A 22980-nucleotide genomic window follows, 5' to 3' on the forward strand; every position below is an offset into this window, starting at 1 on the left:
TGGTTCAGAAGTGCGGGTTCACGAGGTCGGTGGCGGGTGCGCGCCGTCGGCCGGTGCGTCGCTGCACGGCGTCGGCCGGTGCGCGCCTCACGTCACGAAGAAGATCCCGGCGTCGGTGCCGGCCGGCGTGTACTCGGCGAGCCGGGCCCGCAGGCCGTCCTCGCGCTGCGGCCGGTACAGGTCGTGGAAGGCGCCGGGTTCGGCTCCGTCGTCGGCGCCGCGCCGGATCTCCTCGGGGCAGCGGTCGGCGAGCAGCCCGTACCAGGGCGTGCCGTAGCGCTGGGAGGTGAACAGCGGCGCGGTGTCCGGGCAGCGGTGGCGGCGGGGGGTGCGCGAGCCGGCGGGGACGCGGGAGTACCGCAGGCAGCCGATGCCGCGCCGGGCCACGTGGAGCCGTCCTGTGAAGACGCTGTTCTCCGCGATCTCCACGGCGTGCGTGTGGATCTCGCCGATGACGGTGGTGCGGTGCAGGTGGAGCACGGCGTGGGCGTGGCGGCAGTCGGGTGCGGACAGGGCCTCGCGGTCGTCGGCGGTGGCGTCCAGGACGCTGTCGCGGATGTGGATGTGGAGGGGGTCCTCGCTCACCTCGTCGCCGATGACCTCGATGGTGCCGAGGATGCTGTGCTCGATCTGGAGGCACGCGGTGGTGCGGTCCAGGACGATGCTCGGTTCCTCGGGCGAGTGCGGTGCGCACTCGGGCTCCAGCGACCAGCCGGGTACGAGTGTGCTGTGCCGTACGACGACGGCGCCCATGGCGCCGGTGACGTTGATGCCGCGCCCGGCGACGAGCAGCCCGTCGAGCACGATCCGGGGCCGCTCGTGCGGGGCGCGGTCGTCGGACACCGCACGGATGTTGAGGGCGTCGGGGCGGTTGCTGTACCAGTCGAGCAGCCGGATGACCGGGCGGGTTCCCTCGGCCGCGCGCACCTCGAGGCGGTCGCCGGGGTCGAGGTCGAAGTCCAGCTGCTCCTGGTAGGCGCCGCTGTGGGTGATCTCGATGATGCCGGCGGGGCCGGTGCGGCCTGCCCGGCGGTCGTGCTGCCAGGCCCGGTAGGCGTCCATGATCTGCCGGTACGGCTGCCCCGGCCCGACCCGGTAGAACTCGGCGTCGGGACGCGGCTCGCGGTCGCGCTCGTACTCGCCGCCGCCGAGGTCGGCCGCGAACGCGTAGTGGTGGTCCACCCACACGCCCTGCCGGGGCGCGGACCGCGAGCCGAAGGCGATCCGGCCCAGCTCCGGGTCGACGGCCACCTGCCCGCGCCGGGGCCGGTAGCGCCAGTCGGACAGGTCGGCGACCACGATGTCCGAGGGCGGAACCGGGTTGTCCTCGCCGTCGCGCCGGATGACGAAGCTCTTGCCGGGGCCGTAGTAGTCGAGCAGCCGGTCGTGCAGGAGGCGGCGGGTGATGAACGCCGGGACGTTGTCGACGGTGGCGATGTGGGAAGGCGAGGGCTCCGGGAACGGCTTGGTGACCAGGGGGGTGTCGTTGCCGAGGATCGAGAAGGTGTACAGGTTGCGGGCCCGGTCGACGCAGTAGGCCGGGGTGCGGGTCAGGGCGTAGGCCTTCAGCCGCCACACGAACAGGGCGACACCGGCCGGGCTCCAGCCGCCCTGCCGGTGCCGGGAGTCGGCGCGGCGGATGTCGACCGTACGGGCCGTGTTCGCGAAGGGTCCGCCGCCGAGGGCGAGTTCGGCGCCGTCGCGCAGGTCGGTGAGGCGGCCGCGTTCGCCGCGATGGGTGCCGGTTCCGTAGAGCTTCACGGGCTGCGTGTGGGCGACCTGCCGGGACAGTTCGACGGCCCGGGCGGGCCAGGCCGCGACCTGCTCGGACAGTTCCTCCAGCAGGTGCAGGGTGCCCTTGCGGCGGCGGCTCGCGACCGTGGCGGCCACGTCCCGGCGCGGGGCGACGGCCTCGGCGAGGGCGGCCCGGCCGCCGTCGTGCAGGCCGGTGCTGAGGACACGTTCGTAGCCGGGCAGGGTGCGGTAGCCGACGAGGTCACCGAGGTACGGCAGCACCCAGGGCGCCGCCGTCTCCACGAACAGGTCCTCGTAGCCCTGCTGGACGCCGTCGCGGACGCGGTCGATCTGCTCGGCGATCACGGCGAGCAGCGCGCGCAGCGGCTCGCCCTCCTCGGCGTCGCGCAGCCGGTGCCGGCGGGGCAGCAGGTCGGCGAGCCCGTCCGGCTCCCGGGGCGCCGCGGCGGCCGGGGTCTCCAACCGGTGGTCCGGGGACATCACTTGACCTCCGTAAGGATCAGGGTGTCCGCGGCGCGGGGCGACAGCATCGCGAGCTGGGCCGGGCGGATGCCGCGGAAGACGAACACCGACCGGCCCTTGGGCAGGCGCCGGGTGTCGGTGATGCCGGGGTTGAGGCGCAGGAGTCCGGCGAGCGGGATCCCGTGCCGGGCGCAGATCTCCGACAGCGTCTCGCCGTCGTCGGCACGGACCGTGTGGATCTTCTCGTCGTACGCCGCCGGGTGCGCCGGGACGGACGCCCGGGGCGGGCCGGGCCGGGTGAGCAGCGCGGTGAGTTCCTCCGCGGTGGCGGAGGCGGGTACGCCGGTGAACACGTCTACGTCCAGGTAGTCGACGCCGGGCACGGTGTGGGCGGTGGCCAGGACCTCGGAGAGGCGGGCGGGGCGGCCCAGCTCCCGGCCCTCGAAGCCGAGCCGGTGCAGCAGGGCCTGCCGCAGCCGGGGTTCGACGTACTGCCAGGCGTGGTCGGGGGCGACCTTGACCTTCGCGGCGATCAGCAGCAGGACCAGTTCCCGCCCGTCCACACGGACCGGGAGGCCGGGGTCGCCGTACTCGGCGAGGGCGCCGCGCAGGGCGGTGAGGGTGTTCGAGTCGGGGGCGATCGGCACGTCGTCCGTGCCGGCGACCGTCACGTGCAGCACGCGCCGCCGTCCGTCGAAGAGTTCGCGTGCGGCGGCCCTGCCGATGCCGGCGCGGGAGCGGGCGAAGTCCTCGTAGTCGGACTCGGACACCAGCCGGTCCAGGGCCGAGACGGCCAGCGGGACCGTACGGCGGGTCAGGCCCGGGCCGTCGGCGTCGGCACCGCCGGTGACCGGGCGCGGGTTGGTGACCGCGGTGACGCCGAGCGGCCGGGTGAGGGGCTGTGTGATCCGGTCCGCCGGCATGTTGGCGGCCTTGCCGGTGCCGAAGCGGTAGCGGGCGCGGATGTTCTCGTGACCGGTGGGCAGCCAGGCGCCGTGGACTCCGTCGCCGAAGGTCACGGTCGTCCGGCCGTCGGCCGTGGAGCCGGTGATGAAGACCCGCTCGGCCGGGCCGCGTCCGGCGAGGCTGTCGACCTCGTGCCACAGCACCCCGTCCACCCGGATCTCCAGCACGGGCGTGGCACCGAGGGGGTTGTCGTCGGCCAGCCAGGTCAGCGGGGACTGCCAGAGCGCGAAGGTCTGGTTGACGCGGTCCGAGTCGCCGCTGCCGATGGCCTCCTCGCGGCTCTCGCCGTGGGTGGCCTCGACGACGTTGCCGAGGACGCGGACCGTCTCGCGGCGGTAGCGGTGGGCCAGGTCCCCGGTGAGCACGAGCCGGGTGTGGACGTGGTCGCCGGGCAGCAGGGGGTCGACGGCCGGGTCGGCGGAGGCGATGGTGACGATCTCCGTGGCCGTGAGGCCGGCGGCCCCCGGGATGTCGCTGCGCTCGCCCGACACCACGAGCGTACGGCCGGGCCGCAGGCCCTCGTACAGCTCGGCGAGTTCGATCTCGTTGCCGTGCACGTCCTCGCCGAGGGGTTCGTCCGCGAGGCGCAGGGGCTCTCCCGCGGCGTGCACGGTGGTGTCGCGGATGTGCGACAGCAGGACGTCGAACTCGTCCAGCCAGGGGTCGGCGAGGGTGAGTTCGGTGCCGCGGCCGGTGATGCCGTAGTCGGTGTACGCGGCCGTGCGGGCGGCCACCACCTTGGTGGTGACGAATGCCAGCTTCGGGTCGCCGGGGACGCCCTGGCCGGCGCCCTTGGCGGGCCGTCGCACGGCCACCCAGCTGCCGACGGTGATGCCCTCGTGCACGGTGTCCAGCTGGAGGGTGCGGCGGTTGACCGGCTCCGGCTTGCTGGCGATGACGACCTCGACGCCCGGCTCGGCGCTGCCCACCGTGTACGTGAGGCGGACCTCGTACTCGCCGTGGGTGAACTGCTCACTGGCCCCCGGCCGGAGGGCGAGCTGCTGGGAGGTGCCGTTGTGGACGCCGACGTGGACCAGGCCCTCGTCGTCGGGCCGTGACACGAACAGCGTGCGCTCGGGCAGGCCGGCGGAGAGCCGGGCGGTGACGCCGGGTTCCTGGGAGTCGGCGGGCCGCCGGTTGAGCCAGTTCAGGTCGCGGTCCTGGCCGGAGCGCACGGACAGCTCGATCCGGCCGGGTCCGAGCGCGAAGGTGACCGGCTGGATGACGGGCAGGTTTTCGGCGCGCTGGTCGGAGCTGCTGCCCTCGACGTACTGGAACTCGGCCCGGACCGGCGTCTTGCCCGCCGTGTCGTACACGACCCGCATGGTCGCCAGCACCGCGCCGGTCAGGGGCCAGTCGGCGGTGCGGATGACCCGGCCGCGATCGTCCTGGACCGGCTTGAGCGGCGCCGTGGCTCCGAAGGGGGCCGCGGTGACGCGCAGGGCGAGCAGCTCGCGCAGGAGCCGCGGGGCACCGGGTGCGGCGGCCGTGCGCCAGGCCGGGTAGAGACTGCCGAGGCCCGGGTCGAGGGCGGTGAGGAGGCGTGCGGTGTCGGTGCCGGGAAGCTGACGACCGGTGGGTCGCGCGGGGGCGGTCGTGGTACCGCGCAGGGCGGGAAGGACGACGCCCAGGGCTTCCAGAGCGGCGGCCCGCGGATCGCCCTTCAGGGGCGCGGGGAACTGCGCGAGAAGCCCCGACGGCGCAGCAGACGGCTGACCACCCGTGGTCATCCCCTCCTCATCCGTCCGCGCCGGCGCCAACTCCAGAGCCCTCTCGGCAACTTCGGCCAGCACCGCCTCCAACTGCCCGAACCACGCCGCCACACCCTCATACGGAGCAGCCAGCACCTGCGCCTCACCCAGACGCGCAAGAGGTTCAGCAAGACGGGCCGCGAGCCGCTCCGGCGTCCTGACGCCGTCCAGGTCGCCACGCAAGGGCTCCAGGACCTGGTCCTCGAAGTCCTCGATCAGCCGGCTGACCGGCCGCGGGTTGGGAACCTCCGGCGTGGGCGGCTCCTCCCCGGGCTCCCCCGGCTGAGCGGGCGCAGCCGTCCAGCGCCGTACCTCGTCGACGAGCTCCTTCAGGGCCGGCGGCGCCGACTTCGGCAGGGAGATCGCCGTGACGTCGTCGTCCCGGTCGACCCGCGCCCTCGCGACGGGCAGCAGCTTGCGCTCGCCCCCCGCCAGCTCCCCGAAGACGAAGAGCAACTGGTCACCGGTCCGCAGGGAGTTCGCCGTGCCCGCGACGAACAGTTCGGAGCGCCGGTCGAGGTCCTGCGGTGTGACGAGCGAGGGACGGCGGCGGCGGACCTTCAGCTCGTTGAAGTCCCAGCGTGCGGTCAGGTCCCGGGCGGTCTCGAACGTCAGCGACTGCTCGTCGGCGGAGGCGGGCACGCTGTGGCTGCGCGCACCGCGCGGGATCAGCACGTTCTGGGCCTCGGCGCGCGGATCGCGTTCGAGGGTGTACGCCAGGTGCGTGGCGGCGGCGACCCCGGGACGCGGGCGGTGTCCGACGAGCCGGCCGAGCAGCACCAGGGAGCGGTGTTCGTTCGCGGTGCGGATGTAGGCCTCGTCGGCGATCCGCTCGGAGTGGAAGGTGAGCAGGTCGCCGAGGACGGCCGTGGCGTCGAGCAGGCCGATCGCCGGATCGTCCGGGGTGCGGACGGTGAGGTCGTTCAGCGCCGGGTGGGCCGGCGAGGCGAGCCGGTCGAGCAGGGCGGCCCGGAAGGAGCCGTACGTGCCGACGCGGTAGTACAGCGCGGTGCGGCCGGGCGCGTTGTGCGGCGGGGCCGGAGCGAGGCGCTCGTCGTGGCCGCCGCGGCAGGCGCCGCCGCAGCCGCAGGCGCCGGTCGCGGTGACCGGGTGCGGGTACGTCATCGGGCACCTCCCAGGGATATCGCCAGCAGGCCGTTCTCCGGCCGGTCCGGGTCGTTGTCGCAGGTGGCGATCTCCAGCGGGCCGAGCCGCAGCACGCCGTCCTCCCTCTCTCCTCGGTCCTGTCCGGACAGCCGCCGCAGCCTGGTGACCTCGACGCTCTCCACTCCGGGCACGGCCGCGGCGGTGGCGACCAGCCGGCTGAGCCGGACCGGTCCGCCGAAGGTCAGCGCGTCGGGGTGGAAGAAGCCGAGCCGCCCGCCCGGCAGCCGTCCGCTGCCCAGTACGCGGTACAGCTCGGCGAGGATCTGCCCGTGCTGGTGGCCGGGTCGCGCGCACACGGTGAGCGCGATGTCCAGCGGCACCAGACGCGCGGGGCCCACGACGAGGTCATGGCCGATGCGCCGGTATACCTCCAGCGCCTGGGCGACCGAGTCGAGCAGTTCGCCCGACGGGGCGGCGGTGCCGTGGGCGTCGATGGCGACGTGTGCCTCCTGGGCACTGCCCGTCCAGCGGAGCTCGGCCGCCGCCCGCCGCACGCCCGGCAGGGCTCCCGCGAGGGCGGCGTAGTCCTCGGCGGTGACCGCGCGCAGCCGGGTGCGGCGCAGGTCGAGCGGGGCCAACTGGCGTACCTGCTCGACGGGTTCGGGCTGGGTGCCGCCGGTGGCGGGCAGCGGGTTGCGCACGACGGCGACCGGGGCCTCGCACGCGCCCCGCACGACGAGGTGGTTGATGGCTTCGGCGCCGACGTTGCCGGCCGTGCCGCCGCCGAGCCGGTGGCGCGGCTCCAGCCGGGCGCCGGGTGTGGGTCGCGCGCCGTGGCGGCCGTCGCCGAAGCGCAGGGCCAGACGGCCGTCGTCCTCGAGTTCGCCCACGAAGTGCCGGTCGCGGGGGCCGCTGTCGAGCAGATCGCGGCGCGGTACCCAGGTCTCGTCCGGGCCGTACAGGCGTACGGCGGGCAGGGCCCGGCGCGGGTCCTGGGCGAGGGCGGCGGTCGCGGGTCCGCGCAGTACCGGCTCCTCGGGGTGGAGTCCGGCCGCGTGGGCCGGGCCCCAGGCGTGGGCGATCTCCCAGGCGATGGGCCCGTCGAGCACGGTGCCCGCGCGGGCCCGGGCGGCGAGGACCTCCACGCGGCGCAGCTTGGTCTCGAGCAACTGGTCGCTGCGGTGGAGGAGTTCGCGCAGGGCGCGGACCGGATGGGTGCGCAGTTCGAGGCGTTCCAGCACGTCCAGCCCGTAGACGACGGCGAGTTCGGCGATCTCCGGTTCGCCGAGGCCGTCCCGGTCGCGGGCGCTGCGCCACAGCTCGACCAGCCGTTGCCGGACCCGGCCCGGGATGGCCGCGATGCGGGCCGCCTGCCCGGCGGCGACGGTGCCGGGGTCGGGGTAGGGCACCGCCTGGGTGACGGGTGCGCGGCCGAGGACCGGCCGGAAGCGGGGCGCGATGCCCGGGTAGGCCGACTGGGCGAGCAGGGTGCGCAGTGCGGCGGCCTGGGCGTACGCCGTGCCGGGCACGACCTGCTCGTGGCGCTGCCCGGCGCTCTCCAGGCGGAGACCGGCACGGTTTGTGGCGGCTTCGCCGACGACGTCGAAGAGCTCGCGGACGTCGTCCGGCACGAGGGCGCGGCCCGATCCGGTCTTGTCCGTGAGGGCGTTGATCAGCCGCGCGGGCGCGTTGCCCTCCTCGGTGTCGTGGCAGCCGAAGGCGGGCCGGTCGCACACGGCGGCGACGGCGGGCACGGGCGGCACGGTGACCGCCTCGGGGAGGCCGGTCAGGGTGCGTCCGTGGTCGACGAGGACGACGTTGCCGCGGGCGAGGGTGACGTCCTCCACGGGGAGGCAGTCGCGTCCGGCGCGGGTGGTGAGGCGGAGCGGGAAGCGCAGCGCGTCCTCGGCGTCCCAGGTGACCTCCAGGACCGGCTGGTCCTCGATCCGGTCGAGGCCGGGCGTGACGGAGGTGAGACGGACGGCCTGGCGGTGTGCGGGGTCGGCGTCGCCCGGGGTGCCGGTGCGCGGGCCCCTCACCTCCTCCAGGACGAGCACGTCGCCCGGCCGCAGGGCCAGCCGGCGTTCCCGGCACGTCTCGGGGTCCGCCCACGCGTCCCGCAGGGTGGCGGCGGTGGCGCCCCGGGGCAGGGTGCACACCTCGCCGCCCCAGGTCCACAGCCGGACGGCGTTGTGCGCGACCCTCAGCTCCAGCGGGTCGGTGGCGACGACGGGTTCGAAGACCTCCACCGAGCCGCGCTCGTCGAGGTCCCCGAGATCGGTCTCGTCGATCACGACGCCCGGCTCGGGGCGGTCGTGCGGGTCGAGGCTGCGCACGTCGACGGAGGCGAAGCGGAAGGTGCCGGGGGCGAGCACCTGGTCGTCCGCCGTCTGGACGGTGACGTACGCGCGGGCGTTGCATCCGTCGTGCATCGCGTAGTCGATGAGCCGCACATGGCGGCGTACGGAGACGCGGCGGCGGGCGGTGTCGAGGTAGGCCTCGGTGGCGACGGCGTCCTGCTGGTAGCTGATCTGGTCGCCGGTGTAGGCGAGCAGTTCGACGAGGGTCACGCCCAGGTCGGCGGGGTTGCGCTCGGCCCAGTCGGGGGTGGTGAGCGCGAGCCGGTCCAGGAGGAGCTTGCGGATGGTGTCGTAGTCGCGGGCCGTGTAGTCGATGACGGGTGCGGCCGGGAAGACCGGCTCCTCGTGCGGGGCGTCCGTGCAGTCGAAGGGGGTGGGGCAGTCGGGCCGGAAGGTGAACGTGGCGCTGTGGTAGCGCTGGTCGAAGCCGCGGTACGGCTCGGTGCCGGGCCGCCCGTACGGATCGCACTCGACGAGCGAGAGCCGGTAGCGGGAGGTGTCGCCGGCGCGGTCGAGCGTGACGTAGAGCCGGTCGTCCAGTTCCGGGTCCTCCTCGCGTTCGACGCTGACGTCGACGGCGGTGATGCCGGTGACGCTGCGGCCGCCGTCGATGCGGACGTTCTCGGGGCCGAGGCCGTGCGGGGCCTTGCCGAGGAAGGTGACGGTGAGCAGCAGCCCGCCGTCGTCGGCCTCGACGGTGTCGACGCCGTTCAGCCGGGCGGCCCTCACCTTGCCGCGGCGGGACGCGGTGGTGCCGGAGGTCATGCGGCGGCCCTCCCTTCGAAGACGTCGTCGCGCCGGGCGCCGGTGGCGCGGACGGCGTACGACAGATGGACGCGGACGCAGTGGTCCTCGCTGACGATGTCCAGCGCCGTCACCTCGATGAGGTCGCCGAGCCAGCGTTGCAGCGCGGCCTGCACGGACAGTTCGAGCGTGCTGATCAGCTCGGGGCTGCTGGGGGCGAACACCAGGTCCAGCAGCCCGCAGCCGAAGTCGGGGCGCATCACGCGCTCGCCGGGGCTGGTGAACAGCAGTTGCTCGACCAGGTCGTGGACGTGCTCCCCGTGGCGGGCGTGCGCCGTGCGTCCGCGACGGTCGGCGCGGAAGGGGAACGCGAGGTCGGAACGGGGCCTGGTGGCCCGGCTGCCGGGGCTCATCGGACGGTGACCTTTCGCTGCGCGGCCTGGACGACGGGCGGCCCCTGCGGGACGAGGGCCGCGCTGAAGCACTGGGCCGGCGAGGTGTCGAGCAGCACGGGAGCGCCGTCGGCGGTGATGCCGGTGCGGCCGGCGGTCCAGCGGACGGTGACGCACGGCGACGGCACCCGGTCGACGGTGTGCGGGCAGCCGGTCACCACGTAGCTGTGGGCCGCCGTGGCGACGGCGGCGCCCGCGACGCGCAGTCCCCCGGCGGGCGGTGTGGCGGCGGTGACGCGGCCGCCGTGCGGGCAGCCGATCACGGCGCCCGTGTCGAGCAGATTCCCGGACACGTTCTTCTCTCCCCGTCTATCGCTTCGAGAGCACGGTCAACTGGCCCTCGTTGATGGTCACTTCGCGTCCGCGCAGCACGATCTCGGCGCCCGCGCCGGTCGCGATGACCACGGCCTCCTTGGTGATGCGGATGGAGGCGCCGCCCTGGGCCTGGAGGAGGATCCCCTGTTCGGCGCCGGGCGTGTCGTTCATGACGAGTTTGTGCGCCCCCGGCGTCTGCACCACGACCGGCTTGCTGGGCGAGCCGGCCTGGAGTTCGCGGCGCGCGTCGGGCGGCAGCTCGTCGGCGGCCCCGTACCAGCAGCCCGTCCACACCGGGAAGCTGGGATCGCCCTGCTCGAACTCCACCCACACGCCCGCGCCGGGCGGCGGCACCGCGAACTGCCCCGACTGCGGCCCGGTGAACGGCAGGCAGGGCAGCGCCCAGGTGGACGGCTCGTCGCCGAGCACGTCCGGGACCTCGGCGGTGACGCGGCCGATGCGCAGGGGGTCGTCGTTGCTCACGACCCGGCCGCGGAACTTGCCGAGGTAACGATTGCTGGGTGCCGCCATGCTGAACTGCTCCTGGTCTGCGTTGGGCCGGCCGCTAGGGCCGGACGTGGTCGCTGCGGGCTTCGAGGCCCTCGCGGGAGAGGGTGAAGTTCTGCTGGAACGAGCCCGGCCGCAGGTTGTGCGTGACGGACTTGACGTAGTAGTCGCCGTCGTAGGCGCGTCCGGCGCCCCGTACGCCGACGAGCTGGCGCGGCTGGAGGATGTAGCCGTGCCGGTTGACGTCGAGGGAGCCGGAGCCGGAGACCACGTCGGCGGAGACGGCCGCGCGGGCGAGCAGCTCCGCCTCGGCCTGCTCGCGCTGCTGCTTGGCGGTGCCGGACAGCGTCCTGCGCCTCAGGGCCGGGGTGGGGCGGCGCCCCAGGGGCGGTCGCAGCGGGCTGATCGGCGGCTGGGGCAGCAGGGTGGACTGCCGGGTCCCCGGGTCCTGCCAGCGGGCCTGCGGTTCCTCCCGGGCGGTCCCGTCGTAGGCGAACGTCATCTGGTCGACGGTGGAGTGGGCGTCCAGGTTGACGCTGAGGGCGTGCTGGCGGATGCCGAGCCGGACCTCGGGGCCCCAGCGGGCCGCCGACTGCCCCGGGTTGGGGCCCGGCTCCAGGTAGAAGGTGTAGCCGTTGGCGCGGGCGAGCTCGGTGACGTACTGGAGGTCGGTGCCGGTCTGGTAGTGCACGCGCAGGTCCTGGTGCGGGGGCTGGGCGACCTTCTCGGTGTAGACGTCGGGCCGGATGCCGTAGTCGGAGTAGCGGCGCAGGATGGCGAGCACGCGCTCGGACGGCGGCAGGTTGGGGTAGCGGGCGGTGCGCTCCTCCAGGTCCATGAGGAGGGTGAGGTCCTCACCGGTGACGGTGAGGGTGGAGTGGCCGGGCCGGTTGCTGGCGCCGACCTCCTGCCGTACGACGAGCCCGTCGAAGAGGACGGCGGGCGTGCCCCGCACGGTGACGGTCACGATCAGCCGGGTCTTCGGGTCGAAGAACCCCTCGGGCAGCAGCCGGCGGCTGATGAGGCCGTTCTTGGTGAGGTCGAAGGCGAGCTGGAAGCCGCTGCGTTCGCCGGCGGTGGCGGTGATCTGGGCGGTGAGCAGGGCCTCGGTGACCTCGGCGGGCACGGGGCGGGCGAGCTTCGGCCCCATCAGGAGGGTGATGTGGACGGGGCCCTGCCCCACGGGGAGGTCAAACACGCCGGTCCCCCTGCGGGAAGCCGCCGGCGAGGGGGATGTCGATGACGCGCCCGGCCTCGTCGGTCAGCTCCCGCGGATCGAGTACGGGGTTGGCGTCGGCGATCTGCCACCACTGGCCCGGGTCGCCGAAGTACCGCTGGGCGAGCAGGTCGGGGCGCTCCCCGGCGCCGACGGCATGGGGTGCGGTGTCCTGCCCGGTGTCGTCGAGCGGGGGCAGCAACCGGCGCTTGGTGTAGCGCACTTCGGTGCCGTCGGGCTGCCGGTGCACCCCGATCTCGGCGTCGTGGTAGCGGCTGGTGCGCGGGTACGGGTGAGCGCCGGGTATGGCGTCCAGGGCGCTCTCGTACGGTTCGATGTCGGCCATGGTGTGGCTCAGCCCCTCCTGATCGATGCGCTCGCGTGCGCCGCCGCGCCGAGGCCGCCGCCGAGTCCGAGGGGGCCGAGGCCGCCGCCCCGGGCCGCGGCGGCCAGCCGCTCCTTCTGCGCGAGGTGCGCCATGTACAGATCGGCACCGCGGTGCCCGGCGGGCAGATCGCTGACGGTGAGGATCTTCATCCCGATGCTGAGCGAGGCGCGGATCGGGTTGAGGTTCACGTCGAACGCGGACTCGTTGACCGACAGCTCCGTCAGCCGTACGGGCATGACCCGCTTGCTGCCCCAGGTGAACAGCGTCAGCGGCATCTCGATCGGGCTGATCTCGATGGCGCCCTTCTGCGACAGCCTGCTCGCGGCGCGCAGTTGGGCGGTGGTGGGCTGCACGAGCATCTCCAGCGTGGCGAGCTGGGGATGGATCCCGTCGGGCGCGGCGATCTCGAACTGATCGGTCGCGTCGATCTCGGCGGTGAACTTCCAGGTCTCCTGCGCCGGGCCCTTGAGCCGCAGCGCCTCGTTCCGGTCCCCGCTCCCGGTCCCCCCGCCTCCGGCGTCACCGCTGTCACCGGCCGACTGGGGGCTGACACTGCGTTCGAGGGTGTCCGGGTTGAACTGGAGGACGATGATGCGCTGCGGGGTGCCGGTGTCGGGGTCGACGACGACGATGCCGGAGCGTATGGGTTTGGGGATGTCGGCGTAGCGGGTCACGTGCGCTCCCGGAGGCGGGCCTGCAGGTCCGTGTAGTCGTGGTCGGGGAAGAGGCGGGGGAAGACGTCGAGCATTTCTCCGAGCTCGTCCCCGAGGCCCAGGAAGTCGTCGTCCGCGAAGGAGACGTCGCAGAACAGGAACTGCCAGCCGAACGTGCCCTTGGTGAGCGTGAGGGCGTCGAGGTAGCGGCAGGGGTCGAGGGCCATCCGGAAGCCGCCCAGGTTGTAGTGGAAGTCGTGGTACCAGATCTCCGGGGTGGGGGTGTCCGGGGTCAGGCGCAGCGCCGCGAAGGCGCCCGTCCCGCTCACCGGGTGATCGTCCAGCACCCTGAACTCCGCGTACCGCCGCCGTTCGTCGTGGGTCATCAGCTCGGTCGCCGTGGGCGGCGCCTCGGTGGCGACCACGGCGGGCAGGTGCGCGACGCAGAACTCTCCGGAGAGGCCGTTCTCCGAATCCTCCAGGCTCCAACTGGCCGAGCACTGCTCGAAACGGACGAAGCAGTCCTTGAGCGCGCTGTCCAGGGAGACACCCGTGGACGCGGTGATGGCGGCGAATGCAGCGTCGATGTCCTCGCACGCGGGGTCGACGACACCGGGCAGGGCGTCGTACACCTCGAATGCGGACGCCTCTCGCAGTTCGCTCATCATCAGCCGCAGTCGTCGTTCGGCGGGGTTCAGGTCGGTCATGGGCTAGCTCCGTTCGTCGGGCGCGGGCGGCGCCGGGGTCAGTAGGAGATCAGTCCTTCGATGTGCCGTGCGCGGATCTCCGCCTTGACCGTGCTGAACTCGCCCTGCAACGGGCTGCTGGTCGCCTTCAGGTGTTTCTCGAGCCGCGTGGTGAGATCGCCGACGTTCCGGAACCGCCTCTGGCGGGCCAGCTTCCTGATCTCCGCGGCCATCCGGGTCGATGCCTTGAAGTACTTCGAGAACATGCGGTCCTCTTCGCTCTGCCGGTTCACCTCGATGAACTTCGGCAACGGAATGTCCTCGGTGAAGTGGTGCCTGGGCGCCATGGTCGGCGGCCTTTCCTTCCACGTGTTCCCGGACTTGTAGTGGTAGTTCCACCGGGTCATGACGTTCTCCGGGAAGAACTCGTGCGGATTGCCGCGGAACGTGACCCGGACCGTGTACCAGATCGCCTTGCCCGCCGCCGACCTCGCCGTGTTCGCCGCGTCCTCGACGCCGTAGTGGAATCGCGTGTTGATGTCGCCCGGCGCGGGTACGAGGTTCGATCCGGATGCCAGACCGCCCAGCTTGAAGGGCAGCAGGTGCATCTTGACGAAATGGTTCGGGGCCTGGGAAAGGGCTTGGCTCCACCCGAGGGGGTTGGGCGACTTCGTGTTGTGCAAGCCTGCCGGCTGCCCCTTCGGAATGCCCTGTTGCAGGTAATAAGCTTTGAAATTCCGTGCCCGCACGTTGTCCACGAACGGCGGGAACACCGCGGGCGGGATGCCGTTGTTGTTGCTGGTGTCGCGCTCTTCGAGGAGGCGGGCGAGTTTCACCATCGCCGCCTGGAGCCGCTTGTACTGCCAGGACCGGATGTTCGTGGGAATCGGACGGCTGCCGTAGTTCGCGGTCGTGTACCGGGGCGACATGGCGTTCTGCATGCCGTCGACGCTCTGAGCCAGTGCGTCCGCCTTGTTGAGGGCGGTCGTCTGGGCGTTCTTCTCAATACCGGCGGGCATCGTCGCGATGTCCGACTGCCAGTCGGCGAAGAACGCGCTCATCGCCTGCTGCACACTGCGCACCACGAGGTCGGCGCTCTGCGTACGGCCGTTGAACAGCAGGGTGTGCCGCTCGCCGTCGGCCGTGCGGAAACGCACCTGGGGCAGCGGCGGCGCCTGCCGCTGCCTGGTCTCCTCGCGCCGCCTGTCGTTGTCGCGGCGCCGCGTGCGGTCCCTGTCCCGTGTGCGGTCCCGATCGTGCCGGCGCCGCCATTGGTCCCGCAGCCGGCGCAGCCGGTCGTTCAGCCGGCTGCCGAGCCGGCGGCGGGCCTTCCCGTAGAGCGTGCGGGCCGCCCGGCGGGCGCGGTCGACGGCCGCCTTGACCGTCTGGCGGGCCCGCCGGAGCGGGCTGCGGCGAGGCCGGTCACCGGGCCGACGGTCGCGGTCCCGGTCCCGGTCCCGGTCCCGGTCCCGGTCCCGGTCCCGGTCGCGCGAACGTCGGTCGGGCGTGCTGCCCGTGTCCCGGCGGGGCTCGTCGGGGCGGCGACTGTCGTCGGTGCGGCGGTCGTCGAGGCGCGTGTCGCGGGCGTCGCGGTCACGGCCGTCCCTCCGGTCGGAGCCGGGGCGGCGCCGGTCGCGGAGCGTGTCCCGGGCCGGGCCGCGGCGCTCGTCCCTGTCGTCGTCGCGCAGCCTGCGCTCGGCGTCCCGTGCCCGGCGCCTGGCCACGTTCACCTCGCGGCCCTCCGCGCGGCGTTCGTCGTCGTCTCGGCGCTTCTTCGGGCGCGTGGCGTGCGAGGGGCGCGGCTTCTTGTCCGGGGAGGAACGCTTGCCGGGGCGGGGCTTGGGCGAGGGCCGGGAGGTCTTGTCGGGCGAGGGCCCCCGCGGGGCGGGGCGCTCGGCCCGCTGGTCCGGGCCGGTGTCGTCGTCCTTGGGCCTGTCGTGCCTCGGCTTGTCGTCGTCGGGCTTGCCCGGTGCCTCCGGGCGGTCAGGTCCGGGCTTGTCCTTCTTCGTGCGGAGCTTCTTCAGCATGTCGCCGAGCCGGTCGGCGACCTTGCCCATGAAGCGGCCCACTCCCTCGATCAGGAACGTGTAGACCAGCTCCAGCAGGGCGACGACACCGGCGGCGACCGCCTTCGCGAACGGCAGCGCGCCGTTGCCGCTCTTGACGGACTTGAGGAAGTCCATGAACAGGCCGAAGGCGGCGAGGATCTCGCTGAGGGCGCCCCACGCCGTCTGCAGGGCGTCGATGATCGCCATGACCCAGCCGGCGCCGGGGATGAGCTTGGCGACGACCTTCTCGACGACCATCACGCCGATGGTGACGGGGAGTTGGGGAAGGGCCTCGTCCCAGGCCATCTGCGCCATCTGCTCGACGGTGACGCCGCCGGAGATCAGCTCCTGGAAGTCCGCCATCGGGATGCCGATGATCTCCTGGACCTTCTGGTTGAACCAGGCCCGGACCGCGGTCTTGATCTCCTCGAAGAGGTGTTCCTTCGCGCCCGTCTCGGCGGCGGCACCGGCCTTTCCGATCCAGTCGCCCGGGTCGGAGACGATGTCGTTGAAGATGGCCGCCCACTCGCCGAGCGCGGCGACGGCTGCGGCGCCGAACTCCAGCGCGCCGACGGTGACGGTCTCGGCGATGTCGACCGCCGCCAGCAGGCCGCCCTCCAGGGCGTCGAGCCCGGCCAGCAGCGCACCGCACAGGCCGTCGAGGAGCTTGCCCGCGACCTCCTTCAGCGCGTCCGCCGCCTCGTTGACCTTCTGCACGGCCCAGTCGCGTGCGCCGTCGATGGTGGTGCGCCACTTGTCGCGCATCGCCGGGTAGTCGGCGAGGAGTTCGTCGCCGAGGGCGATCAGCGCGTCGGCGAAGGTGTTGATCTGGTCGATGACCCAGTTGCGGGCGTCATCGATGAGCTTGAAGACCTGCTGCTTGAACTTGTCGATGAGGTCGGTGACGACCTGGCGGGCCTTCTCGAAGACGCTCTTGATGGCGTTCTTGAGGTTCTCGAAGAACTCCTTCAGCTTCTCGATGGCCTCTTCGAGCCAGTTGTCGGCGTCGTCCTTGCCGTCCTCCTGCTTCTTCTCCGCCTCCTTCTCGGCGCCGGCCTGCTCGTCGTCGATCTTCTTGTTGTCGTCCTCGGTCCGCTTGTCGACGTCCTTGTCGGTGTCCTCCTCCTTCTGCTTGATGTCGTCGCGGACCTTGTCGTACTTCTTGCCCTTCTTGTCGTCGATCTCCGAGACCTTGTCGTCCTGCTCCTTGCGCCACCGGTCCCGGGAGTCGGCGATGTCGGAACGGCCCTTGGCGCGGGCGTCGGACTGCTTCCTGCCGCTGGCCGTGACCTCCTTCTGCAGGTCCTGGTCGTGCTGCTTGCGGTCGTCGGCCGCCTTCTTGTCCTTGGCCTGGCGCTCCTGGCCCATCTTCTGGCGGCCCTGCGAGAAGCCCGCCTGGATCTGCGGGCCCCGGTCGTGCTCGGCGACCGCGGAGGCCGATTCGATCGGCACCCCGCCGCCGGACACCGACCGCGTGCCGCCGCCCTTCGCGCCCTTCTTCCCGCCGGCCACCTTGCCGGTCAGGGTCTCCTTGGGCACGTCGGGGTAGATCTGGTCCTCGCCCATCGGGCGGGCCACGTCGTCACGTCCCGACCGGTGCAGTTCGTTCTTCCGCTCGTCGAGCTTCCTGCCCTGCTCGTCGGTGCGCTGCGGGTCCGAGTCGTTCTCCAGCGGAAGCCTCGGGGCGTCGCCCACCCGGGCGTTCGTCAGTCCCTCGTCCTTGGTCGGCAGGCCCAGGATGGAGTCGATCAGGTCGTCGAGCGGGAGGATCTCCTTCAGCAGCTTGCCGAACAGCTGGGCGCCGATGGTGACGGCGATGTCCCACCAGCTCGGCTCCGGCACGTTCGCGCCCGGGACCTCGCCCTGCGGCTTCTGCTCGCCCTTGATCTCGGGCGTCCTGCCCTGGGCCGCGTCCGTACGGGCGACCTTGGCGTTCGTGTACGTGCCCGGCGCCGCCGCCCGCGGGCCGCCGGGGACCGTGCGCGGGGAGCCGGAGGGCCGCTGCATCTTCGGCGGCGCCTTGCGCAGGGTGGTGCGCTCCTTGTCGACCGAGCGGCCGACCGCGCTGTCGACACCCTTGAGCGTCTCCAGGGCCTGGTGCGGCTTGAGCCCCGCGGCCGTCGACAGGCCGGACTCGGGGGTGGCGTTGGAGACGTCCGGGGGCGGGGTCTCCTTCCTGGTCCCGGCCTTGGCGCCGCCGGACGCGGCGGGGCGGCCTCCGCCACCGGCCCGGCCGCCGGAGCGGACCGCTGCGGGCGCCGGGGACGTGCGGCCACCGCCTCCACCTCCACCTCCGCCACCGCCACGGCGCGACGCGGTCTTCGCGGCCTTTCGTGCCGCCTGGCGCTTGCTGCCGGCCGGGCGGGAACGCGAGCCCGTGGCACCGCCGGAGCCCGGGGCCTCCGCACTCCCGGGGGTGTTGGTCTTCGCCTCCGGGCCCGCGGCCATGGGCGAAGGCCCGTTGCCCGGTGCCAGTTTCGGCGCGCTCGCGGGTCCCGGCGTGGAGACCTTGTCCGGGCCGCTCGCCGTCGCGGGAGTGGTCGCCGGGCCCTTGCCTTCGGTGGCCTCCTGGACGCCGGAGGTCGTGTCGGGTGCGGGAGACGTGGTCCCCTGGTCGCCGGCGGTGTCGCGTGGGCCGGTCGACGCGCCCTCGGGCTTGTCGGCCTGCTCGTCCTTGCCCTTGTCCTTGTCCGCTCCGGTGTCGGTCTCCTTGCCGCCACTGCGGTCGGGAGCTCCGGCTTCCGGTTTCCGGGCGGCGCTCGGGCCCTGGCTCGCGCTGTCCGTCCCTGCTCCGGTGCCCGCCGGTGAACTGGCGCCCTGCGTACGGGCGTCCTCGTTCGCCTTGGCCAGCCGGTCGGGTGCGGCCGCCTCACCGGACTGCGGCGCATCACCGGACTGCGGCGCCTCGCCCGACGTGGCGCCGTCGGCGGCCCGGGCCCCCTCGTCGCGCCGTCGGGCGTCGGCGTCCTGGGCGCGGTCCTCCGCCTGCTGCCGGTCCCGGTCACCACCGGCCGCGGCGACGGCACGGGCAGCGGCCGCAGTGTCCGTCCCCGCCGCCTCGGTGGCCCCGTCGGCGTCGGGCCGCTGCCCGGCGTCCGGTCCGAAGGTGACGGCGTCCGGGACGTCGTCACCCGCCGTCGTCTCCTCGGCGGACGACGCAGCTGCCTGATCCGTCCCGGGCCGTTCGTCCTGCCGCGCACCGTCCGTCACCGAGGCGACGTCCGTGGACGGAAGCGGGGGCCGGGGGGCCGTGCCCTTCTGCCGTTCCTCGACGAGGCTCGCGTTCCTGGCCGCGTCGGTGTGCCCGAGGAGGTCGGCTTCCGAGGGGGGTGCCTCCTCGGAAGCCGGCGCCTCGTCCGTCCGAGCGGGGTCATCGGCCTCGTCCTGCTCGGACTCCGGTTCGAGTCCCAACGGCTCGTCGTCGGCGTCCTGTTCGTTCTCCGGGTCGCCCACCGCACGCGCCGTTCCGGTGTCCCCGCCGGTCCGGGACCTCTCGCCGGGCTCGGCTCCGCTGCGGTCGACGGTGCCCGGGGCGGGGGCCCGGCGGCGGGTCGCCTCGGCCGGGGCCCCGTCCTCGTGCCGTTCCTGTTCGCCGGCCTGCTTCTCGGGCTCCTGGGCCGCCTCGTCCTCGGGACCGCCCCGGTCCTCCTCGGTGTCACGCTCGTCCTGCTTGTCCTGGTCCTGCTGGTCGCGTTCGGTGTCCGAGGCGTCCTTGCGTTCGTCGGCGGCGTCCTTCTCGGCGTCCCGGCCGGAGGCGTCCTTGTCGTCCTGCTGCTCCTGCGAGCGCTCCTGCTCGTGCTCGGAGCCCCTCTGCTGCCGTCCGGCCGCGCCGGCGCGGCCCTGGGCGTCCTCCCGGTCGGCCTCTCCTGAGGCGGACTCGCCGTCCTCCTCTTCCAGGTCGCCGCCGGGCGTGGTCCGGCCGTCCTGCGGTCTCCCGCCGGGCTTGCCCGGCTGGTTCGGCCGTACGTCCTGCCCGGGGGCGGGCTCGGTCCCGGAGTCCTCGCGAGCGCGCTCCTCCTCGATCTCCTCCACCGCGCCGGGTACGGGGAGGGGAGCCGCTGCTGCCTCCGTCGGCAGCGGGCCCGACCGCTCCGTCTCCGCCACCCCCTCCAGCAGCCGGTCGACGACCGGCGCGGGCAGCCGCAGTTCCAGCCGGTCGAAGACGCTGTCCTGCACCTCCGGCGCCATCCGGGCCAGTTGGATCCGGACGCGGCCCGACCGGTCCTCCGGGTCGCCGCGCAGCGAACGAAGAAGGCCGTTGGCCATGCGGTCGACGAGGGTCGCCGGGTCCAGCTGCTCCATGCGGCGGCGGTCGGCGTCGACGGTCGCGTAGCGGAGCCAGCCCGGGGTGGCCTGCCCCTCCTCGACGTCCGGAACCGCTTCGGCCGCGCCGGGACCCGTGTCGCCCACCAGGTCCTGCGCCGCCGTCTCCGCCTCCCGCTCGATGGCCTGCTGCGGCAGGCTCACCGCGCCCAGTTCCCGGCCCGCTCGCAACGCACCGAGGCCGTGCGGGTTCTGGACGGTGTGCAGGAGCTCGTGGGCGAGCAGCCGGCGGCCCTCGTCCGTGCCGGGCCGGTACGCCCCCTCGCGGAAGAGGATGTCCTGGCCGACCGCGACCGCGTCCGCCCCGAGCAGGTCCGCCAGCCGGCCGGCGTCCCGGCCGGTGTGCAGGCGTACGCGGCTCAGATCGTGCCCGAGACGCTCCTCCAGCTCCCGCCGTACGCCCGGGTCGAGCGGCTGGCCCGCGCCGCTGACGATGTCCCTGGGCTCGGGAGCACGGGACCTGGCCGCCCGCTCCTTGCGCTTGCGGCGGCGCTGCTCCGCGGACTGCTCCGCACGGCCGTCCTGGGTCCGGGAGTCGCTCACGAGGTCACCTCCCCGCGGCCGCTCAGTCCCTCGTGCACGGCACGCGCCAGTTCCTGGCCGAGCCGGCGCGCGGACAGCCCGGCGGGCAGCGGGGGCAGGCCGGACAGGACGTCGGCCGTCCACGGTCCGTCGGCGGGCACACCGCGCTCGCGGACCAGCCGGGTCAGCTCGTGTGTGAACGCGGCCGCCACCCGGTCGGGGTCGGCGCGGAAGCCGTCGAGGACCAGTTCGCCTATGTCCACGCGGATCTCGCGCGGAGCCGGGGCCGGTCCCCCGGCGCTCCCGCCGCTCTGTGTCACACCCATCCGCGGACCTCCGTCGGCGTCAGGGAGCGTTCCAGCTTGAGGTATTCGGTGCGGGCGGCGGCGAGCATGTGCCGCATCTGCAGCGCCTCGCCCTCCTCCGCGGCGAGGAACGCCCCGGACAGGGCGATGTTGCGGATCGAGCCGCCCGCCACCGTGAGCCGTGCGAGCAGCTCCGGGTCGATGTCCTTCACCGGGGCCTGCGGCGGCAGCACCCGGCGCCAGATCTCGGCGCGCTCGTACTCGGCCGGGAAGGGGAAGTCGATGACGAAGCGGATGCGCCGCAGGAAGGCGTTGTCCAGGGCCTTCTTCATGTTGGTGGTGAGGATGGCGAGGCCGCGGTAGGCCTCCATCCGCATGAGCAGGTAGCTGACCTCGAGGTTGGCGTACCGGTCGTGGCTGTCCTTGACCTCGCTGCGCTTGCCGAACAGCGCGTCGGCCTCGTCGAACAGCAGGAGGGCACCGCCGCGTTCGGCGGCGTCGAAGACCCGGCGGAGGTTCTTCTCGGTCTCGCCGATGTACTTGCTGACGACCTGGGAGAGGTCGACGACGAACAGGTCGAGGCCCAGCTCCTTCGCCATCACCTCGGCGGCCAGGGTCTTGCCGGTGCCGGAGCCGCCCGCGAAGAGCGCGGTGACGCCGAGGCCCCGGCGCAGGGTGGCACCGAAGCCCCACTCCTGGTGCACCACCGGCCTCTGCCGTACGTGGGCGACGATCTCGCGCAGCACGCCGGTCTGCCGCTCGTGCAGCACGAGGTCGCTCCAGCCGGCCTGCGGTTCGATGCGGCGGCCGAGTTCGTCCATGCCGATGCGGGCCTCGTCCATACCGGCCCGCCAGGCGAGACCCGCGGCGTCGAGCCGGTCCTCGTGGGGCAGTTCCCGCCGTACGGTCGCGGCGGCGGACCGTACGACGTGCGGCGGCAGCTGGAACTGGGCGGTCAGCGACCGCAGTTCGCCCTCGCCGAGGTCGGCGACGTCGCTGAACGCGTCGGCCCACAGGGCCAGTTGCTCCTCGTCGCCGAGGCTCGGCACGGTCACCCGGGTGCCGTGCGGGCGGTCCGTCCGGCGCGGGTCGTTGCTCGATACGACGACCGGTACGGCGGCCCCGGCCAGGAAGGCCTCAGTGGCCGACCGCTGCTCCCGGTCGGGTTCGCCGAACTCCACGAGCAGCGCGGCGGGCAGCAGGATCGCCTCGCGCTGCCACAGCCGGGCGAACCGGTCGCGCTCGGCGGGGTCGACGGGGATGTCCTCGGCGCTCACCGTGTACAGCCCGAGCCCGGCGCGGGCGGCAGCCGCGGCGGCGATGTCGGCGCGGCTGCGCGGATCGCCTCCGACGAGTTCGACGAGCAACGGCGCGTCGGGGCGGGCACCGTCCGTCCAGCCGCCCGCGACCCGGCTCGCGGCCAGGTCGTACGACGGCGGCAGCCGGTCCGGCACGGGGGTGCGGAGCGCCTGTCCGTGCAGTCTGGCGTCCAGGTAGGGCGAGCCGAGGAGGAAGTGCAGGATGCGTTCGTCGAGCCGCAGCCGGGTGGTCGTCAGCCGTGACACGTCGTCCGGTTCCAGGATCCGCCAGCGCCGCAGCGGCGACACGGGCGGCAGCGCGCTCCAGTGTGGCTCGTCCAGGGCGGCCAGGGCGAGGGAGAACGTCGGGTGGGCCCGCTCCGGGTCGCCGCTGGCGGCGGCGCAGCGCGCGGCGGTGGTGGGCTCCAGTTCCTGCGCGGCCGTGAGCAGGACGAGGTCCCGCTCGAACGCGGTGAGCCCGAAGCAGGTGACCAGGGCGTCGAGGGGTGCGGTACCGGGGCCGTCGGCGGGCCCGGGCACAGGGGTATGCGCCGGGCGCTCCTCATGGGCGGTGCCGGGGCCGTCGGCGGGCTCGGGCACAGGGGTGTGCGGCGGGTGCTCCTCATGGGCGGTGCCAGGGCCGTCGGCGGGCCCGGGCACAGGAGTGTGCGCCGGGCGCTCCTCATGGGCGGTGCCAGGGCCGTCGGCGGGCCCGGGCACAGGAGTGTGCGCCGGGCGCTCCTCATGGGCGGTGCCAGGGCCGTCGGCGGGCCCGGGCACAGGAGTGTGCGCCGGGCGCTCCTCATGGGCGGTGCCAGGGCCGTCGGCGGGCCCGGGCACAGGAGTGTGCGCCGGGCGCTCCTCATGGGCGGTGCCGGAGCCGACGGCGGGCCCGGGCACAGGGGTATGCGCCGGGCGCTCCTCATGGGCGGTGCCGGAGCCGTCGGCGGGCCCGGGCGCAGGGGTGTGCGGCGGGTGCTCTTCGCCCTTCGTGGCGCGCAGCGCGTGAGCGTCGACGCGGGCCAGGACACGCCGGATCTCCGCCGTGAGCGTGGTGCCGTCGCCCAGGGCGGCGGCAGCTCCGGTCTGTCCCGTGGCCGTCGCGTGCGTTGCCATGTCCTC

Annotated in this window: 13 protein-coding genes; all 13 read right to left on the bottom strand. The window is 73.7% G+C overall.

All coding sequences use genetic code 11. From position 1 onward, the window contains the following. Positions 1-87: 87 nt before the first annotated feature. The 13 genes from IGS69_RS03400 to IGS69_RS03460 are packed head-to-tail and all read right to left on the bottom strand — an operon-like array spanning position 88 to position 22974. A complete protein-coding gene (locus IGS69_RS03400) occupies positions 88-2235 on the bottom strand; it encodes a hypothetical protein (protein WP_190896837.1) in 2148 nt (715 codons plus the stop codon). Then, positions 2235-6059, bottom strand: coding sequence for a putative baseplate assembly protein (locus IGS69_RS03405; protein ID WP_190896839.1), 3825 nt, complete (start codon positions 6057-6059; stop codon positions 2235-2237). Before IGS69_RS03405 ends, IGS69_RS03400 begins: the two co-directional genes overlap by 1 nt. Further along, on the bottom strand, positions 6056-9166 hold the full coding sequence (locus tag IGS69_RS03410; protein WP_190896841.1) for a putative baseplate assembly protein: 3111 nt from the start codon (positions 9164-9166) through the stop codon (positions 6056-6058). The genes IGS69_RS03405 and IGS69_RS03410 overlap by 4 nt, the downstream gene beginning before the upstream one ends. Continuing rightward, positions 9163-9558, bottom strand: a complete 396-nt coding sequence (locus IGS69_RS03415; RefSeq protein ID WP_190896843.1) for a GPW/gp25 family protein — start codon at positions 9556-9558, stop codon at positions 9163-9165. Before IGS69_RS03415 ends, IGS69_RS03410 begins: the two co-directional genes overlap by 4 nt. Further along, complete coding sequence (locus tag IGS69_RS03420; protein ID WP_190896846.1) at positions 9555-9890, bottom strand: hypothetical protein; 336 nt, start codon at positions 9888-9890, stop codon at positions 9555-9557. Before IGS69_RS03420 ends, IGS69_RS03415 begins: the two co-directional genes overlap by 4 nt. 16 nt (positions 9891-9906) lie before the next feature. Next, complete coding sequence (locus IGS69_RS03425; RefSeq protein ID WP_190896847.1) at positions 9907-10443, bottom strand: phage baseplate assembly protein V; 537 nt, start codon at positions 10441-10443, stop codon at positions 9907-9909. Between the two features lie 34 nt (positions 10444-10477). Beyond that, positions 10478-11617 (bottom strand): hypothetical protein, encoded by a 1140-nt coding sequence (locus IGS69_RS03430; RefSeq protein WP_190896849.1) that lies wholly within the window; start codon positions 11615-11617, stop codon positions 10478-10480. Continuing rightward, on the bottom strand, positions 11610-11981 hold the full coding sequence (locus tag IGS69_RS03435; RefSeq protein WP_190896851.1) for a hypothetical protein: 372 nt from the start codon (positions 11979-11981) through the stop codon (positions 11610-11612). Before IGS69_RS03435 ends, IGS69_RS03430 begins: the two co-directional genes overlap by 8 nt. Before the next feature lie 8 nt (positions 11982-11989). Then, positions 11990-12697 (bottom strand): hypothetical protein, encoded by a 708-nt coding sequence (locus IGS69_RS03440; protein WP_190896853.1) that lies wholly within the window; start codon positions 12695-12697, stop codon positions 11990-11992. Then, positions 12694-13383 (bottom strand): hypothetical protein, encoded by a 690-nt coding sequence (locus IGS69_RS03445; protein WP_190896855.1) that lies wholly within the window; start codon positions 13381-13383, stop codon positions 12694-12696. Before IGS69_RS03445 ends, IGS69_RS03440 begins: the two co-directional genes overlap by 4 nt. Positions 13384-13421: 38 nt before the next feature. Next, complete coding sequence (locus IGS69_RS03450; protein WP_190896856.1) at positions 13422-20276, bottom strand: eCIS core domain-containing protein; 6855 nt, start codon at positions 20274-20276, stop codon at positions 13422-13424. Beyond that, positions 20273-20581, bottom strand: coding sequence for a hypothetical protein (locus IGS69_RS03455; protein WP_190896858.1), 309 nt, complete (start codon positions 20579-20581; stop codon positions 20273-20275). Before IGS69_RS03455 ends, IGS69_RS03450 begins: the two co-directional genes overlap by 4 nt. Beyond that, a complete protein-coding gene (locus IGS69_RS03460) occupies positions 20572-22974 on the bottom strand; it encodes an ATP-binding protein (protein ID WP_232543421.1) in 2403 nt (800 codons plus the stop codon). The genes IGS69_RS03455 and IGS69_RS03460 overlap by 10 nt, the downstream gene beginning before the upstream one ends. Positions 22975-22980 lie beyond the last annotated feature (6 nt).

This window comes from Streptomyces tuirus, assembly GCF_014701095.1.
Lineage (GTDB): Bacteria > Actinomycetota > Actinomycetes > Streptomycetales > Streptomycetaceae > Streptomyces > Streptomyces tuirus.